Consider the following 15,817-nt stretch of genomic DNA (forward strand, 5'->3'; position numbering starts at 1 on the left):
GGCCCGGTCGTGATCTCGGCCGGGTTGAGACGGTATCGGGAGAACACCAGCAGGCTCAGGAACTGCGTGACCACCGGCACCGCCGAATAGAGCAGGATCACGCCGAGCACCGCGTGCTGGCTCTGCTGCACCACGCCGTGGGTGGAGGAGACGAAGCCGAAGCCGCTCATGATGATGCCTGCCACAAGCGGGCCGAGCGCGAAGGCCAGCTTCTCCGCCGCGCTGAAGATGCCCGAGAATACGCCTTCGTTGGCCGATCCGTGACGGCGGCGATGGAGGTCCACGGTATCGGTCAGCATCGAGAACGAGAGCAGCAGGAAGCCGGTGTTGACCACGCCGATGAACACGCCGCGCGCCAGCACCAGCAGACCTTCGCGCGTAAGATCGCCGATCAGCGGCAGCGATACCACGACCGGGCTTTCCGGCTCGACGAAGAACCACGTCACGGTGACCAGCATCCACAGCACCGAGCCGACGACGTAGACCTTCTCCTTGCCGAAGCGGCGCGAGAGATAGAGGAACGTCGGCTGGCTCAGCAGGCTGCCGCAGGCCATCGCGATCACGAAGGTCGGGATGATGTGCACCAGGTTCAGCGCATAGACGTAGTAGAACCCGATGACGGTATAGCTGGACGCCATGCCGATGCCCTGGATGAACGTCGTCGCCAGCAGCACCATGAACGGCTTGTTCGACGCCACCGAGCCAAGCTGGTCGAGCAGCTTGCCGGGCGCCTGCGCGCTCTTGAGCAGCGGAACGCCGCGCAGTCCGATCGCGGGCACCAGCATCGAAACGATGCAGACCACGGCGAACGAGTAGGCCATGACGTGCCAGCCGTGCGCGCCGCCGCCGAGTGCGAAGACCAGCGGCTGCGCCACGCCGACGCCGATCACCACGCCGCCGATCGTCGCGGCCATGCGGAAGGTCAGGATGCGCGTGCGCTCGTGCGCGTCGTTCGACAGTTCGGAGGCGACCGCGAGGTACGGCACGGAGAAGATGCTGAACGCGGTCGAGGCAACCAGGAACAGCACGCAGACCGCTCCGGCCGCGACATAAGGGCTGGGATACTCGACGATCGTGAAGAGACTGGCGAAGCCGATGCTCGTCAGGATCGCGCCGACGGTCAGGAACCGGGTTCGTCCCCAGGTCTCCTTCTTGCGATCGGAAAAGACGCCCACCAGCGGGTCGCAGACGATCACCCACAGCTTCGGGATCAGGATGACGAAGCCCGACAGCCAGGGCGGGATGCCCAGGATGGTGGTCATGAAGATCGGCAGCAGGACGGCCGGCGTGTCGCGGAAGATCTGCGCGCCGAGCTGACCGGCGCCGTAGGCGATGGCCGTGCGGGTCGGAACCCGGTTCGAGTCATGTGTCATGACGATGTCGCTAGCGTCCTTGAGGGAGAGAGGAGGACCAAGAACAGGACGCTAGCTTACACGTGGGTATCGATGGAAGGGCGAGATCGCCTTGTCCGCACAGCGAGAACCATGCGGCGGCTTTCGAACCTTACGCGGCCTCCCGCTGCGTGGCCGGGATGAAGCCCAAGGGCAGGCCCGCATCGGTGACGAAGCCGTAAAGCGGCTCGCCCGGCAGGGCGTCGGCTACAATCGAACGGACCTTGAAGAGACTGTCGAGGTCGATGCCGGTGTCGATGCCCATGGCTTCGAGCATGAAGGCCAGATCCTCGGTCACGATGTTGCCGCTCGCCCCCGGTGCGAAGGGGCAGCCGCCGAGGCCGCCGAGCGAGGCGTCGATCGTGTCGAGCCCGCATTCCAGCGCCGCCAGCACGTTGGCAAGGCCGAGGCCGCGGGTGTTGTGAAGGTGAATGCCGGTCAGCGCCTTGTCGCCCACCACGCCGCGCACCAGCTTGACGAGATGGCGCACGGCCGAAGGATCGGCATAGCCGGTGGTGTCGGACAGGCCGACTTCGTCGCAGCCGGCTTCCATCAGCCGCTCCGCCAGCCGCGCGATCTGCGCGTCGGGCACGGTGCCCTCCAGCGTACAGCCGAACACGGTGGACAGGCTGCCCTCGAAGTGCGGGCGTTCGCCCTCGGGCAGTTCGCGGATCATCGCGGTGATCCGGGCGGCTTCCTCGATCACCTGGTCGTGCGTGCGGCGCAGGTTCTTGAGCGAGTGCGTTTCCGAGACCGACAGCGGCAGGGTCAGCTTGTGCGCCCCGGCGGCGATCGCATCGGCCGCGCCGTGCGCATTAGGCACCAGAACCGCCACGGTCAGGCCGGGCAGCGTGCGCGCAAATGCGACGATCTCGGCAGTGTCCGCCAGTTGCGGCAGGAGCTTGGCGGGAACGAAGCTGCCCACCTCGATTTCGCGCACGCCGGTGGCGGCCTCGGCGGCGATCCACGCCTTCTTGGCCTCGGTCGGCATCACTGCCTTGACGTTCTGGAGGCCGTCGCGGGGGCCAACTTCGCTGATCAGAACCGACACGTCTCGCACGCTCTTTCATTGCCTATATTGTTATATTTATATATCATTTGTTCACAGCCTGTCCACCGGCGTTTTCATCGCCCGGGCTGATCACTCGGGAGACGCGAAATGACCAAGACCGCCGTGTGCATCTATGCCGAAGCCGATGGCGGATCGCGCCTCGCCGATCTTGAAATTCCGCTGACCCGCAAGGTGATCGCCGAGGATGGAACCGCGCACTGGGAAGGCATCGCCCCGGCCTCGATCTGGGGCATCGCGACCGGCGGCTCCAACCACGCCACCGACTGGCACCCCTGCGGCATGGCCGGTCTTTCGATCACGCTGGAGGGCGAGTGGGAGATCGAGGCGACCGACGGGACGCGGCGCCGCCTTGGCCCCGGCGACGTGCTGGTGATGCTCGACACCACCGGCACCGGCCACCGTTCGTGGCCCGGCGGGGAAAGCCGCTGCCTGACGATGGGCGTCGGTTTCGGCGAGGGCGTAGAGGACCAGATGCGCGCACTGCTGGCCGAGACCCTCGCCGCCCGCTGAGACCTGCGAACCGCTCAGTTTTCTACCAAGTCCCGCACCCGCGCGGCCAGTGTCTCGACGACGAAGGGCTTCGTGAGCACCTGCATTCCCGGCTCGAGGTGCCCGTTGCCGATCACCGAGTTCTCGGCGTATCCGGTGATGAACAGCACTTTCAGGTCCGGCCGCACCTGCCGTCCCGCATCCGCCATCTGGCGTCCGTTCATCCCGCCCGGCAGGCCGACATCGCTGACTAGCAGGTCGATCCGCACGTCGGACTGCAGGACCCGCAGCCCCGAGGCGCTGTCTGCCGCCTCGATCACCGTGTAGCCGAGGTCCTCGAGAATGTCGGTGATCAGCATGCGCACGCTCGGCTCGTCATCGACGACGAGCACGGTCTCGCCCGAACCGGCGCCCGAAACCTTCACCTCTACGCCCTGTGAAGCATCCTCGCCGGCGTCTCCATAGTGGCGCGGCAGGTAGATGCAAACCGTAGTGCCCTGCCCAACCTCCGAGTAGATCCGCACTTGCCCGCCGGATTGCTTGGCAAAGCCGTAGATCATCGACAGGCCGAGTCCGGTTCCCTGCCCGATCGGCTTGGTGGTGAAGAACGGGTCGAAGGCCTTGACGATGACGTCGGGCGTCATGCCGGTGCCCGTATCGGTGACGCACAGCGACAGGTACTGCCCTTCCGGAACGTCATGGGTCCGCGCGCCGGCACGGTCGAGCCACTTGTTCGCAGTCTCGATCGTGATCCGCCCACCTTCCGGCATGGCGTCGCGCGCATTGATGCACAAATTGAGCAGCGCGTTTTCCAGCTGGCTCGCATCCACCAGCGTCGGCCAGAGCCCGGCCGCGCCCACGGTCTCCACCCGGATCGCCGGGCCGACGGTGCGCTGGATGAGATCGGTCATGCCGTTCACCAGCATGTTGACGTTGGTGGGGCGCGGATCGAGCGTCTGCCGCCGCGAGAACGCCAGCAGGCGATGGGTGAGCGCGGCCGCCCGCCGCGTCGCGCCCTGTGCGGCGACGAGGTATTTGTCGACGTCGGCTATGCGCCCTTGCTTGAGCCGCGTGCCGACCATCTCGATGGCGCCGGAGATGCCCGCCAGCAGGTTGTTGAAGTCGTGGGCAAGGCCGCCGGTCAACTGGCCGACCGCCTCCATCTTCTGCGCCTGGCGCAGTTGCTCCTCGGCCTTCATCAGTTCCTCGGTGCGCTCGGCCACGCGCTGTTCCAGCGTCTCGTTGAGGGCCCGCAAGGCGGCAGCGGCGCGGTCGCGCTCCTGCTCGATCGCGCGGCGCTGTTCGATGTCGAGCAGCACGCCGGGGAAGCTCAGGGGTGTGCCATCAGGCCCATGCTCGACGCTGCCATTGGCCTCGATCCAGTAGTAGCGCCCGTCCGCGCGCATGACGCGGTACTGATGCGCATAGGACCCTCCGCGCCGGATCGCTTCCTGCATAGCGGCCGCCAGTCCGGCCTGGTCGTCGGGGTGTACGGTCGCGACGATCTGGTTGAGCGACAGTCCTTCCCGTCCCAGGCTGGGGTCGAGGCCGAAGGATTGCGCGAAAGCCTCGTCCACCGTGAAGCGGTCCTGCGGAATGTCCCAGAACCAGGTTCCGATTATCGCGCCCGCAGACAGCGCCAGTTGCACCCGCTTGATGTTCTCGCGCGCCAGCGCCTCGCTGGCGCGCAAGGCATCCTGCGCCCGGCGGCGCGCTTCGATGTCGCGGAACAGCACGGAAACCTGCCTGCGGCTCGCAGGCTCGACGCGGGCCGCGGAAACCTCGATATGTCGCCCCGCGGCGAGGAAGTAGCGCTCGAACCGGATCGGCTCACCGGTCCGCAGCACAGTGCCGTAGAGGTCCGCCCAGCCCTCGGCGTCGTCGGGTTCGAGTTCGCGCAGCGTCATGCCCACGACGTTGGAGATGCCCGACTGCCGCTCGTATCCCGAGTTCGCCTCGACATGGACATAGTCGCTGAGCGGGCCGTGCGGACCATCGAAGAATTCGATGATGCAAAACCCGTCCTCGAGCGCTTCGAACAGGGCGCGCAGTCGCTCCTCGCTGCGTTTCAGCGCAGTGATATGCTCGGCATCGAAATCGGCGGGCTGTGTCATGCGGGCGGTTGATCATCCTATTGGCAGCCCGTCCCTTGGCATGGCAGGGCTGCGACAAAAGCGCATCGCACACCTTCACGTTCCCGGCAATTTTGCGATTGCGCCAAAATCTGCCGGGACAGGCGACGCAGTTGCATTTGCGGGATTTGCGATTGACGAAACCCCCGGCCTCACCCCAGACGACAGGAAAAAGCCGCAACGCTAAGGACATCCATGACCAAGCCCGAAGCCCCCAGTCCGGGTTCGCTCACCCCCGATCGCCGCCAGTTCCTGGAAGGACTGGCCGCCCTCGGCGCCGCTGCCACTGCGGGTGCGCCGGCCGTCGAGGCTCGCGCTGCGAAGGCCGCTGCGCGCTCCCCTGTCAGCGATGCGCGGCTGCGTGAGGCGATCGATACGGTCGTGGTGATCTATGCGGAGAACCGCAGCTTCAACAACCTCTTCGCCGATTTCCCGGGCCTTGAGCAACCGCTGTCGAAAGTCCCGGCCGAGCGCTTCACCCAGCGCGACCGCAACGGCAAGCCGTTCGAGACCCTGCCGAAGATCTGGGAGGGCCTCGTCCCCGACCGGCAGGTGGTCGAGCATACCGAGTACCTGATCGGCCCCGATGACCTTGCGCCCCTGCCCAACGCGCCGTTCGCGCTGAAGACCAAGGAAGGCGATCCGCTGCCTCACGGCGTCGTGACCCGCGACCTTGTCCATGCCTTCTACCAGAACCAGTGGCAGATCAACGGCGGGCGCAACGACGGCTTCGTCGCCTGGGGAGACAGCGGCGCGCTCGTCATGGGCCACTACGCCGACACGCGCGCGCAGCTGCGTCTCTGGCAGGTCGCGCGCGAGTTCACCTTGTGCGACAACTTCTTCATGGGCGCATTCGGCGGCTCGTTCCTGAACCACCAGTACCTGATCGCCGCGCAGCCCCCGTTCTACCCCGATGCGGACAAGAGCCCTGCCGCGCGGCGTATCGCAAAGGTCGAGGGCGACGATCCCAAAGGCACCCGCCTCAAGCTGGAGCCGAAGACCGCGCCAAGCGCGATGGACGGCCCCGCCAGCTTCGTGACCAGCACCCTATCGCCTGACTTCTGGGCGGTGAACACGATGCTGCCGCCCTACACCCCCACGTACCTGCCCGATCCCGACAAGCCCGGTTACGCGGACTGGACGAACGGGCAGACGCTGGTGCCGCAGGATCATCGCACCATCGGCGACATGCTTTCCGCACGCGACATCGGCTGGGCCTGGTATGCTGGTGGGTGGAATTCAGCGCTCGGCAAGGACGCTTCGTTCCCCGCCCGGCCCAACCTGCAGCCGCATCACCAGCCGTTCAACTATTATTCCCGCTTCGCCCCCGGCACGAAAGACCGCGAGGAGCACCTGCGCGACGCGGGCGAAGGCAGCACCGCACGCACCAACCGCTTCCTCGCCGATGCGGAGGCGGGGCGCCTTCCTCCCGTCAGCTTCTACAAGCCGCAGGGCAACCTCAACATGCACGCGGGCTATTCCGACATCGATGCGGGCGACCGTCATATCGCCGCAGTCATCGACGCCCTGCGCGCCAGCCCGCAGTGGGAGCGTATGATGATCGTCGTCACTTTCGACGAGAACGGCGGCTGGTGGGACCACGTCGCCCCGCCCAAGGGCGACCGCTGGGGACCGGGCACCCGTATCCCGGCCATCGTCATCTCGCCGCGTGCCCGCAAGGACTTTGTGGATCACACGATCTACGACACCGGATCGATCGCCCGCTTCCTCACCCGTCGCTTCGGGCTCGCCAAGCTGCCGGGTCTGGCGATGCGCGAAGAGGCCATGCGTTCGGCGGGCGGCGTCGCTCCGGGGGACCTGACCGGAGCGCTCGATCTCTGATCGGAGCGCCGGCCAGGCCCCGGTTCAGGCCCTGCTTCAGGCCACTCCGGAAGCGACGAACCACGAACGGAACACGCCTTCGCTCTCCGGCCCGTACCGGAACGGACCGCTGCGCGCCGCCGGGCTGGTCGCCTGATAGCCGGTCTCTACCGAGGAGAACCCGGCCGCCTCGAACAGCGAGCGATAATCCGCGCTGAGCGCACCGCGCCAGTTCGGCTCGTTGTTGTACTGCGCTTCCAGTTCGCCTGACAGTTCGACCCAGGCATCGGAATTGTCGTGCAGCAGCGGCACCTCGAGGTGGACCGCGACGCCGCCCGGACGCAGCAGGCGGCGACTTTCGGCGATTATCGCCATCGTCGCGGCCTGCGAGGTCTCGTGGAACATCACACAGCTGAACACGAGGTCGAAGCTGCCGTCGGCAAAGTCGGTCTTCTCCGCGCTCTGCTGCGAGAAGTGAACGCCCGCGCCAAGGTGCTCGGCGCGGGCATGAGCATAGCGCAACATCGATGCGCCTACGTCGATGCCATGGACTTCCGCGCCGGGGAAGCAGGTCGCGGCGGGCACCGTGCTGGTGCCGATGCCGCAGCCCATGTCGAGGATGCGCGCCGGATTCAGATCCGGGAAGCGGGTGAGGACGTGCGCCATGGCGGTCTGCCCGCGCAGGTCGTTGAGCATGCCGCCGTTGCGGCCGAGCATGTAGACCGCACCACCGCGATCCATCATCGCGCCCTGCAGGATCGAGCCGTCGTCATGGGCATTGCCGCCCGGCATCAGGTGGATGTCGCCCCGCCGGATATAGTCGGGCACGGCGAAATCCGGATCGGTACGCACCGAACCCAGCGGTGCCTCGATCGCGGCGAGGTCTTCGAGGTCGCCCGCCTGCCGCTCGACGCTGGCGGCAACGCTGGACCACAGCTGGCGCTGCGATTCCCGCTTGAGTGACAGCCAGGTCGAGAAGCTCTCGTGCTGCCCCATGCGTTCGCGCAAGGCGGCGGCGGTGTTGTTGGCACCGGCGCTGGCCTTCTGCTCGGCGGCGGCGATGCGGGCCTGCACCGGCTCGATCCGGGTCATGACGTAAAGCTTGAGATCGCGCACGAACAGCTGCTCGGCCAGTTCGTCATGGCTCGGCACCGCGATCAGCGGGTGGTCGAGCTGGGCACGGCGTTCGGACATCTGTTCGCTCACGGCAGGGTCTCCTCGGCAGGGGCGTTCATTGCGGCCAGTTCCGCCTCGGCGGCTTCGCGCAAGGGGCGGAAGACCTTGTCGAGCGTGGCCTTGCGCAGACCTTCACGCTGCGCGGCGGCCTCCGCATCGGGCTCGAAGGCATCGACAGCGCCCGCGGGCAACGTGCCCGAGACGGCCAGAAGCCGCTCGGCGGCGTCGAGGCGGGCGCGCAGCACGGTCACTTCCGAAGTCAGGCCGACGATCATCGCCAGCAGTTGCTCGTCCATCGGTCGGCTGCCGTCGATGGCGTCGAGCCGGTTGGGCGTGCGGGGCAGGGATTTACGCGTCATGACTCGGGGAAGCTCTTGTTGCGTCAGTTGGACTGTACTCCGACTGGCTGCAACGTCGAGGCGGGCGGCTCAACCGCATCCTCGGCTGTCTCCGGCAGGCGATAACGCAGCATGATGATGCTGGCGATCACGGCGGCGAGCGCGGGCACCAGCGAGACGGTGACCATGATGCCGGTTTTGACGCTCGCGGGCTGCTCCTCCGCCCCGGCGCTGGTGGAGGAGACGAAGCCGGTCCAGCTCATGATCGTGCTGAACAGGAAGATGCCGAAGGCCGACGTGCCCTTCTCCACCATGACGAAAACGCCCGCGAGCATGCCTGCGCGGTTCTCGCCCTGGATGCGGCGGGAATAGTCCATGGTGTCGGTCAGCACGGTGTAGAGGCCGAGGAACACCCCGCCGCTCGCCGTGCCGGACAAGGCGCAGGCGATGTAGATGAGTGGAAAGGGCGAACCCGCCGGGATCAGTGCCCAGACGGTGTAGGCCACCGCGCACAGGCTGCCTGCGCTTACCAGAGCGTTGCGGCGCCCGAAACGGCTGGCCATGCGGACCCACAACATCTGCGAGATCACCATCATCGCCGTCTGCACCGCGAAGATCGTGCCGAGCGCGGTGTCGGTGACGTGCAGGACGTGGCGGGTGTAATAGGGGATCGCGGTGATATGGACGGCAAGGCCGGAGAACAGCACCAGCTTGAAGCCCATCAGGCACAGGAACGGCTTGTTGGACCACAGCGCCGCCCAAGTTGCTGCGAACGATCCGGTGGGCTTCTTCTCCGCCTCTACCGGGTGGCGCTCCTTGAGCAGCAGGAACGCGGCGATCCCGCCGAGCGCGATGGCAATGCCCAGCACCAGCGCGACATGGCCGTGCCCCGCCCGGTCGCTCCCCAGCCGCGCCAGCAGGAACGGCGCCGCCGAGGTCGCCGCGAAGCTACCGAGCGACGAGCCATAGACGCTGAAGGTCATCAGCCGCGAACGGGCGTGGAAATCGTCCGTGATCGCGCGCCCGATCGCAAGGTAGGGGATGCGGAACATGGTGTAGGCGGTCGAGTAGAGCAGCAGCGTGAAGCCCACGTAGAGCCACATGTTGTCACCCTGCAGCCCGCCCGGCACATTGAAGAGCAGGATCATCGACAGGCCTGCCAGCAACCCACCGCCTAGCAGGTAGGGCCGGAACTGGCCGAAGCGCGTGCGGGTACGGTCGCCGATGTAGCCCATCAGCGGATCGGTCATCGCATCGTAGATCTTCGCCGCGACGGTCAGCATCCCGGCCAGCGCGATGGCGAGGCCGAGCGAGTCCGTCATGAACCGCAGGTGCAGCAGCCCTACGGCGCTCACCAGCGCGGCGGAAGTGAACGAGCCGATCGCCCATCCGATGTACGCGCTTTTCTTCATTCCGGCACCTCCGTGGATGGTCTCGACCTGCATGATGCCGTCACTGGTCGGTCCACACGCTGGTCATGTCCGAGCTGCCGACCTTGGGGCAGCCCTCCCTGGGCAGCTGGACCGCGACCATGAACGAGCCTTCCGGCCCGGACTTCGAGATGTGCCCCTCCCCCGTGCAATCCTCTGCATAAGCGAGGTCGCCGTGCTTCAGTTCGTACTCGGTGCCGTCGTGCAGACCGATGATCATAGAGCCGAACAGCGGGACCAGCAGGGTCGGGTTATTGGCGACATGGAAGCCGAAGCCCGCATTGGGCTGCGAGCCACCGAGGGTCACGCGAATAGCCGTGCGGCGCAGCAGCGTGGCGATTTCCTGCCCGCGCGGCTCTACCACGTCGAGTTGTTCGGCGCGGGTGAGGCCGTCCGGGCCGGAGTAGAGGTGGAACACCCGCTTGATCCACGGCATCGGATCGCCGGTGCCCTTGAACTCCATCGGGAAGCCCTGCCCCGGCAGCGGCTTGACCGCTGTGGGAGCCTCGGCCGCATCGGCGTAATGGGACAAGCCCATCATCGCCATCAACATGCCGCCACCGGCGAGGAACTCGCGCTTGCTGTGCGTCGTCATCGCGGGCGATCTCCTCAGGCGGCTTCGCGGCGAGCGGGGGCGAAAGCGCGCGGCTCGCTGTCGGGACGCTGCCAGATCAGCGGCAGGTTCTCGCTGGGGGCGGGGTGGACGCCCTCGGGCTGGGTAAGGACGTCTACGCCCGGCACCGGGGTCAGGCCCTCGCGCGGGCACCAGTAGCTGTCGTCGCCGATCATGCGCATGGCAAGGCCGGTGCGCGCGAGGGTGTCGGAATCGTTGCCCTTGGAATAGTGCGGGATGTCGACGTGGAACAGCACCGCGTCGCCCGGCTCCAGATCCCAGGTGACGAAGCGGAACGGGAAGTCCGGATTGTCCCGCTCGGCCTGGAAATCGGGAAAGCGGAAGGTGCCGTCACCCGCCGGGCCGAAGCGCGATCCGGTTTCGATGCAGAACTTGTGATAGCCCGCGACGAACTCGATCTGGCCGTTCTCCCTGTTCACCGGCGAAAGCGCGACCCACAGGTTCGGGATCATCGTGCCGGTGAAGGGCCAGAGGTGGTCGGCGTGCCACTGCATGATCGAGGGCGAGAGCGGCGGCTTGCGGAACAGGTGATCGTGGAACATCTGCACGTTGTCCGCGCCGATCACCCGGCCGACGATCTCGCCTGCGGGCGAGTTGAAGACGAAGTCGCGGAACGGGCCGGGCTTGCGCCACAAGTGCGCGACCGAGATCATCGCCCCGTGCGAGGGTCCGGTCTGGCCGTAAGCCTCGGGATCGCTCTCAACCGCGCGCGCCGCTTCCTGCATCTTCGCGATCCATTCGGCGTCGAACATCTGGCGCAGGCATACCACGCCGTCACGGGCGTAGTCGTCGATGTCCTGCTGCGTGACGGGATTGAGAGGTTCCTTATTCATCGTCTTTCTCTTCTCAATTTGCGGAGGGCCGGGGTGTTGACGGCCGGGGATGGGCTGCAAGCCATGCGCGGGCGCGCAGGATCGCGTTCTGGCGCACGTCCTCGTAGAAAAGGCCGAGGTCGTGGTAATGCATGCTGTCTCCCGGCAGCGGCTTGAGGCCGAGCGCGGGATCGGGATCGACCACTAGCAGCCCGCGCTCGCACTTCGCGGAGACGGCGTGGGGAACGATGGCCTTGATGGCGCTCTCGTCAGGCGCGCCGGGAACGGCACCCTTCGCGGCATCGCGCGGGGCGGCGGGCTGCGAGCGGTCGAAGGTCAGCGGATTGATGCACAGGATCGTCGGATCGGCGCCCTGCGGCAGCACCGTGCGGTTGTAGGCTTCCGCGAAGGACGCCGTTTTCGCAAGGTCGGCGCTGGGCAGGATCGAACTCCAGTGGACCACGCAGCCGGTGCTGTCGGGCTTGTCGCACATCGTCAGCTTCGAGCCCGCCCGGTCGTACTTCGACGCCGGGAAGGTGATGCCGACGTCATAGGCCACGACCATGCGCGCGGCGAGCGGCTTGCCGTCGATCTCCTCGTCCAGCAGCCGCTCGAGATGCGCGGCGCCCTGGCTGTGGCCCACGAGGATGAAGGGGCGGCCCTTGTTGTAGTGGTCGAGGTAGTAGCGGAACGCGCGCTTCACGTCGCCATAAGCGAGCGCGAAGGCATCCTCGCGGATCTTGCCGCCTTCCTTCTGCGCGCCGCTGGTCGCCTGGCGATAGCGCGGGGCGAAGACACGGCAGCAGCCGTTGAACACCCCGCCCTGCCGCGCGATAACGCTGCCGTCGGTCCAGGCGTTGGTCGCCTTGTCCGGCACCGGCTGGTTGTAGCGATCCATCGAGCGATCGGTGGTCGGGTGGATGTAGAACACGTCGACCGGCAGGTTCTGCCGCGCCGTCGATCCCGGCGCGACCGCTGCGGCGGCGCCCTCGTTCCGGCCGTCAGCGGCCCAGTTGGATGCGCGGGCGTAGTTTGGGGCGGGTGGTACTTGCGCCATGAGAGGCGCGGCTGAGGCAAGGCCGGTAATGGCCGTCAGGATTCGGAATAGAGGCTTCACGTCCGCTCGTTCTCTTGTCTGAAGAGGAGATGGAGCCGGGATTCGGAAGGCCTCGCCGATCCGTCACGACCCCTTCAACCTGATCGGACGAAAGCGGGTTGAAAAGCTTACAAATCTCGGCAGGCGATAGAGTTTCCTTATACTGTCGCGGTCAGGGCGCGATCGCTCCGGTACGACTGGCGCAGTTGCGACGCGAACCGCCGTACCGACGCGCTCTTGTAACTGCCATGCACGCTGAGCAGGCCCAGGGCGGGCGCCTCTACCCGCGTGTCGGGTACGCGGCAAAGCGTCCCGGCCTCCAGTTCGGCCGCGACCAGGTCGTCCGGCAGCATGCCCAGCAAGCCGCCGTCGAGCACGAGCGAGCGGATCAGGCTGATCGAACTGGAGCGAACCGCCGCCTTTGCAGGCGTCATGCCCAGATGCTCGAGCATGGCGAGCAGGCCCTTGGCCTCATCCTGATCGGGCGCGAGGTTGGGCACCGCGACTTGCGCCCAGTCATGCGGGGCGAGCGGCTGACCGGAAGCGATCTCGTCGAAAATGCGGTGATCGGGTCGCGCGAAGACCGAGTAGAACTGGCAGACCAGAAGATCGAAGTCGAACTCCTCGTCCTCCGGATCGACGTTTGCGTTGGCGCAAAAGGCGAGGTCGATCTCGCCTTGACGCAGCCGCTCGTGCAGTTCGGAACTGTAGCCCTCGACGATGCGCAGGGCGACGTCGGGGTCGGTCTCGCGGAACTTCGCGACGATGCGGGAGAACTGCGCATTCACCATCACCGGGTGCACACCCAGCTCGATGATCTGCGCGCGGCTGCTGCGCTCGACTTCGGCGAGCAGGCGATTCTGCTCGCTGACGATCAGGCGGGCGCGCACGATCAGCCGTTCGCACGCCTCAGTCGGCTTGATGCCGCGCGGGCCACGAATGAACAGCGAAAGGTTGAGGCTTTCCTCGAGCTGGCGGATGCTCCAGGTCAAGGCGGGCTGCGACATTCCGAACAATTTCGCGGCCTTGCGAAAGCTGCCGGACTCGTAGACCGCGATCATACGCTCGAGTTTGGCGATGTTCATTGCTGCCTCCTTCGTGGCGTGGAGGCGAACGATCGATCAAGCCTATAAAGAAGAGTAATAGATAATTTGGATTATCCGCCCTGCGAGGGGATGGCACGGCATGGGTTCACCCACCTTGCGGCCGCGCCCAGTGTGACCGGTGCCGAAACAGGGCGCCGCTGCCGCGCACCGCCCTTACGGAGCCGTCCCATGTCGCTAGAAATCCTTGGAGTCCTGCTCCACCGCAACGCATCGGAGATCAGCCGCGGCGGTGGCCCCGCGTTCGATGTCGACATGATCGAGAAGATGGCCCGCGCCTTCGACGAGAACGACTTCGACCGCGTCCTGATCCTGCAGAACTCCTTCGCGCCCGATCCTTTCGCGATCGCCAACTATGCGGCGGCAGTGACGGAAAAGCTGGCCTTCATGGTCGCCCACCGCCCCGGATTCATCGCGCCGACCATGGCCGCGCGGATGTTCGCGACGCTCGACAACCTCAGCGGCGGCCGCGCCGGGGTCCACGTCATCACCGGCGCCAACGACACCGAACTGGAGTGCGACGGAGACTTCCACACCAAGGAGGAACGCTACCACCGCAGCGCCGAGTACGTCGAAATCATGCGCAAGGTGTGGTCCAGCGGCACCCCGGTGGACCATAACGGCACCTACTACCGGTTCAACAACGCCTTGTCGGAGCTCAAGCCAGTGGGCGGCAGCGCGATCCCGGTGTACTGGGGAGGGTCCTCCCCGCTCGCGCTGGAGAAGGGCGCCGAAGTCGCCGACGTCTACGCCATCGGCGGCCTCAAGCCGCTCGACCAGATGGCGGGCACCGTCGCGCAGATCCGCGATGCCTGGGCGCGCACCGGCCGCCCTGTCCGCATCCAGACTTCGGTGCGCGTGATCGTCGGCGAGACCGAGGATGCCGCGTGGAGGGCCGCCGCCGACGTCGTCGAGGCGCTGCGCGAGACCGCGCTCGAACAGCAGCGCAAGATCGCCGGCAGCGACGAGGCGCTGAGCACCGGCATGCGTCTCGATCCCAAGCTGGCCACCACCAAGGGCGGTTCTGGCCGAGAGGAGCTGGAGGCGATCGCGGGCGGCAAGGACCTGCTCGACAAGCGGCTGTGGGCCGGGATCACCAAGGTGTCGGTCAGCTTCTCCACGCCGATGCTGCCGCCCGCGCTGGTGGGCACCGCCGAGCAGGTCGCCGATGCGATGATGGACTATTACGCGATGGGCATCACCGGCTTCCTGATGCGCGGCTTCGATCTCTACGGCGACATCGCCCTGCATGGCCGGGACCTGATCCCCACGCTGCGCCGCCTAGCCGCCGAGCACGACGCCCGCGTCGGCCTCTCCGAAACCCAGCCCGTCTGAGGACCGTCATGAAGCGCTTCATCCCCATCCTTGCAGCAGTGTTCCTCTCGGGCGCCTGTTCCGCCGCCGACCGCCCGGCCCCCACACCGCCGCCGGTCTCGCCGCTATCGCCGGGAGCCGAGGCGTTCCGCGTGCTTCACATGTACGGCGGCGACGACGGCGAATCCCACCTCGAGATCAAGGACCTGCCGCGCACCGGCGGCGTCCCCGGCAAGAGCGTCCAGACCCGCCTCTACGCCACCGACGTGGAGATCGGGGACGCGCTGCCCGGCGACTTCATCGATTATCACGGCGTATCGACGCCGCGCTTCCTGATCGTCCTGTCGGGCCAGCTGGAAGTCGGCTTCGGCGACGGATCGAAGCACGTGCTGTCCAAGGGCGACATCGTGCTCGCCGACGACGTGACCGGACGCGGCCATACCTCGCGCACCATCGGCACCGAGCCGGTGCGCATCCTCACGGTGCGGTTGCCCAAGGAAAACAGCTTCCAGCCCAAGCTCAATCCGTGCCCTGAAGGCGTACCTGCCGAGCAGTGCGTCAGCGCCCGCCTCACCGGCCGGCAAACGGGCGCACCGCCCTCCGACAAGAAGTAACCCACACCAAGCCTAAGGAATCGACGTGGCAGCATATATCGTAGCAACCGTGGTCATCACCGACGCCGAGAAGTTCGGCGCCTACGTAACGGCCATCGCCGGTCTCAGCGAAAAGCACGGCGGCGAATACCTCGTGCGCGGCAAGGTGAGCGAAGTGCTCGAAGGCGACGTCAATCCCGACGAGCGCGTGGTCGTCTCGCGCTTCGAGACCGAGGAAGCCGCCCTCGCCTATGCCAAGAGCCCGGAATACAAGGCTGGTGCGGCGTTGCGCGAAGGCGCAGGCACCGTGCAGACGCGTCTGATCATCGCTCCCTGAGATTTTGTGTAGAAAATGCCCGATTGGGCATTTTCTACACGGCACCGGCCCACTCCCCCACCCGACCACCCAACGGTAG

General features: G+C 66.5%; 15 protein-coding genes. 5 read left to right on the top strand and 10 right to left on the bottom strand.

Annotated elements, in window-relative coordinates:
• Both ACYPYD_RS12005 and ACYPYD_RS12010 read right to left on the bottom strand, forming a co-directional pair.
• Window positions 1-1,373: MFS transporter (locus ACYPYD_RS12005; protein WP_459663322.1), on the bottom strand; the 1,373-nt coding region annotated here is incomplete at its 3' end.
• Between the two features lie 130 nt (window positions 1,374-1,503).
• The gene (locus tag ACYPYD_RS12010; RefSeq protein WP_459663324.1) at window positions 1,504-2,442 is read right to left on the bottom strand and encodes a hydroxymethylglutaryl-CoA lyase; all 939 of its coding nucleotides are present in this window, start codon (window positions 2,440-2,442) and stop codon (window positions 1,504-1,506) included.
• A 108-nt stretch (window positions 2,443-2,550) separates the two neighbouring features.
• Between ACYPYD_RS12010 and ACYPYD_RS12015 the strand changes: the two genes are divergently transcribed.
• Window positions 2,551-2,973, top strand: coding sequence for a cupin domain-containing protein (locus tag ACYPYD_RS12015; RefSeq protein WP_459663325.1), 423 nt, complete (start codon window positions 2,551-2,553; stop codon window positions 2,971-2,973).
• Window positions 2,974-2,987: 14 nt separating this feature from the next.
• On the opposite strand, the gene ACYPYD_RS12020 is transcribed toward ACYPYD_RS12015, so the two are convergent.
• Window positions 2,988-5,066, bottom strand: coding sequence for an ATP-binding protein (locus ACYPYD_RS12020; protein ID WP_459663326.1), 2,079 nt, complete (start codon window positions 5,064-5,066; stop codon window positions 2,988-2,990).
• A gap of 213 nt (window positions 5,067-5,279) precedes the next feature.
• On the opposite strand from ACYPYD_RS12020, the gene acpA reads away from it, so the two are divergent.
• Window positions 5,280-6,926, top strand: a complete 1,647-nt coding sequence (gene acpA, locus ACYPYD_RS12025; RefSeq protein WP_459663328.1) for an acid phosphatase — start codon at window positions 5,280-5,282, stop codon at window positions 6,924-6,926.
• Window positions 6,927-6,962: 36 nt separating this feature from the next.
• Here the strand turns inward: acpA and ACYPYD_RS12030 are convergent, their stop codons facing one another.
• The 7 genes from ACYPYD_RS12030 to ACYPYD_RS12060 all read right to left on the bottom strand — a co-directional run bounded on the left by ACYPYD_RS12030 (window position 6,963) and on the right by ACYPYD_RS12060 (window position 13,476).
• Complete coding sequence (locus tag ACYPYD_RS12030; protein WP_459663330.1) at window positions 6,963-8,111, bottom strand: class I SAM-dependent methyltransferase; 1,149 nt, start codon at window positions 8,109-8,111, stop codon at window positions 6,963-6,965.
• Window positions 8,108-8,440 carry a hypothetical protein gene (locus tag ACYPYD_RS12035; protein ID WP_285020957.1) on the bottom strand — a complete coding sequence of 111 codons (333 nt, stop codon included), beginning with the start codon at window positions 8,438-8,440 and terminating at the stop codon, window positions 8,108-8,110. Before ACYPYD_RS12035 ends, ACYPYD_RS12030 begins: the two co-directional genes overlap by 4 nt.
• 23 nt (window positions 8,441-8,463) lie before the next feature.
• A complete protein-coding gene (locus ACYPYD_RS12040; protein ID WP_162177398.1) occupies window positions 8,464-9,831 on the bottom strand; it encodes an MFS transporter in 1,368 nt (455 codons plus the stop codon).
• 40 nt (window positions 9,832-9,871) lie between these two features.
• Window positions 9,872-10,444, bottom strand: a complete 573-nt coding sequence (locus ACYPYD_RS12045; RefSeq protein WP_459663332.1) for a hypothetical protein — start codon at window positions 10,442-10,444, stop codon at window positions 9,872-9,874.
• A gap of 14 nt (window positions 10,445-10,458) precedes the next feature.
• Window positions 10,459-11,316 carry a phytanoyl-CoA dioxygenase family protein gene (locus ACYPYD_RS12050; RefSeq protein ID WP_459663335.1) on the bottom strand — a complete coding sequence of 286 codons (858 nt, stop codon included), beginning with the start codon at window positions 11,314-11,316 and terminating at the stop codon, window positions 10,459-10,461.
• A 13-nt stretch (window positions 11,317-11,329) separates the two neighbouring features.
• On the bottom strand, window positions 11,330-12,412 hold the full coding sequence (locus ACYPYD_RS12055) for a DUF3089 domain-containing protein (RefSeq protein WP_459663337.1): 1,083 nt from the start codon (window positions 12,410-12,412) through the stop codon (window positions 11,330-11,332).
• Window positions 12,413-12,549: 137 nt separating this feature from the next.
• Window positions 12,550-13,476 carry a LysR family transcriptional regulator gene (locus tag ACYPYD_RS12060; protein ID WP_459663339.1) on the bottom strand — a complete coding sequence of 309 codons (927 nt, stop codon included), beginning with the start codon at window positions 13,474-13,476 and terminating at the stop codon, window positions 12,550-12,552.
• Window positions 13,477-13,665: 189 nt separating this feature from the next.
• Here ACYPYD_RS12060 and ACYPYD_RS12065 point away from each other — a divergent pair, with 189 nt between their 5' ends.
• The 3 genes from ACYPYD_RS12065 to ACYPYD_RS12075 are packed head-to-tail and all read left to right on the top strand — an operon-like array spanning window position 13,666 to window position 15,738.
• A complete protein-coding gene (locus ACYPYD_RS12065; RefSeq protein ID WP_459663341.1) occupies window positions 13,666-14,829 on the top strand; it encodes an LLM class flavin-dependent oxidoreductase in 1,164 nt (387 codons plus the stop codon).
• Window positions 14,830-14,837: 8 nt separating this feature from the next.
• Window positions 14,838-15,422: a cupin domain-containing protein gene (locus tag ACYPYD_RS12070; RefSeq protein ID WP_459663343.1), complete on the top strand. Its 585-nt coding sequence runs from the start codon at window positions 14,838-14,840 to the stop codon at window positions 15,420-15,422.
• A 25-nt stretch (window positions 15,423-15,447) separates the two neighbouring features.
• Window positions 15,448-15,738, top strand: a complete 291-nt coding sequence (locus tag ACYPYD_RS12075; protein ID WP_459663345.1) for a DUF1330 domain-containing protein — start codon at window positions 15,448-15,450, stop codon at window positions 15,736-15,738.
• Window positions 15,739-15,817 lie beyond the last annotated feature (79 nt).

This window comes from Novosphingobium sp. 11B (assembly GCF_054589055.1).

Excerpts from the sequence above, each read along its gene's own strand:
- ACYPYD_RS12015 (WP_459663325.1), top strand. The coding sequence starts at position 2,551 with ATGACCAAGACCGCCGTGTGCATCTATGCCGAAGCCGATGGCGGATCG.
- ACYPYD_RS12020 (WP_459663326.1), bottom strand. The coding sequence starts at position 5,066 with ATGACACAGCCCGCCGATTTCGATGCCGAGCATATCACTGCGCTGAAA.
- acpA (WP_459663328.1), top strand. The coding sequence starts at position 5,280 with ATGACCAAGCCCGAAGCCCCCAGTCCGGGTTCGCTCACCCCCGATCGC.
- ACYPYD_RS12035 (WP_285020957.1), bottom strand. The coding sequence starts at position 8,440 with ATGACGCGTAAATCCCTGCCCCGCACGCCCAACCGGCTCGACGCCATC.
- ACYPYD_RS12040 (WP_162177398.1), bottom strand. The coding sequence starts at position 9,831 with ATGAAGAAAAGCGCGTACATCGGATGGGCGATCGGCTCGTTCACTTCC.
- ACYPYD_RS12045 (WP_459663332.1), bottom strand. The coding sequence starts at position 10,444 with ATGACGACGCACAGCAAGCGCGAGTTCCTCGCCGGTGGCGGCATGTTG.
- ACYPYD_RS12050 (WP_459663335.1), bottom strand. The coding sequence starts at position 11,316 with ATGAATAAGGAACCTCTCAATCCCGTCACGCAGCAGGACATCGACGAC.
- ACYPYD_RS12060 (WP_459663339.1), bottom strand. The coding sequence starts at position 13,476 with ATGAACATCGCCAAACTCGAGCGTATGATCGCGGTCTACGAGTCCGGC.
- ACYPYD_RS12065 (WP_459663341.1), top strand. The coding sequence starts at position 13,666 with ATGTCGCTAGAAATCCTTGGAGTCCTGCTCCACCGCAACGCATCGGAG.
- ACYPYD_RS12070 (WP_459663343.1), top strand. The coding sequence starts at position 14,838 with ATGAAGCGCTTCATCCCCATCCTTGCAGCAGTGTTCCTCTCGGGCGCC.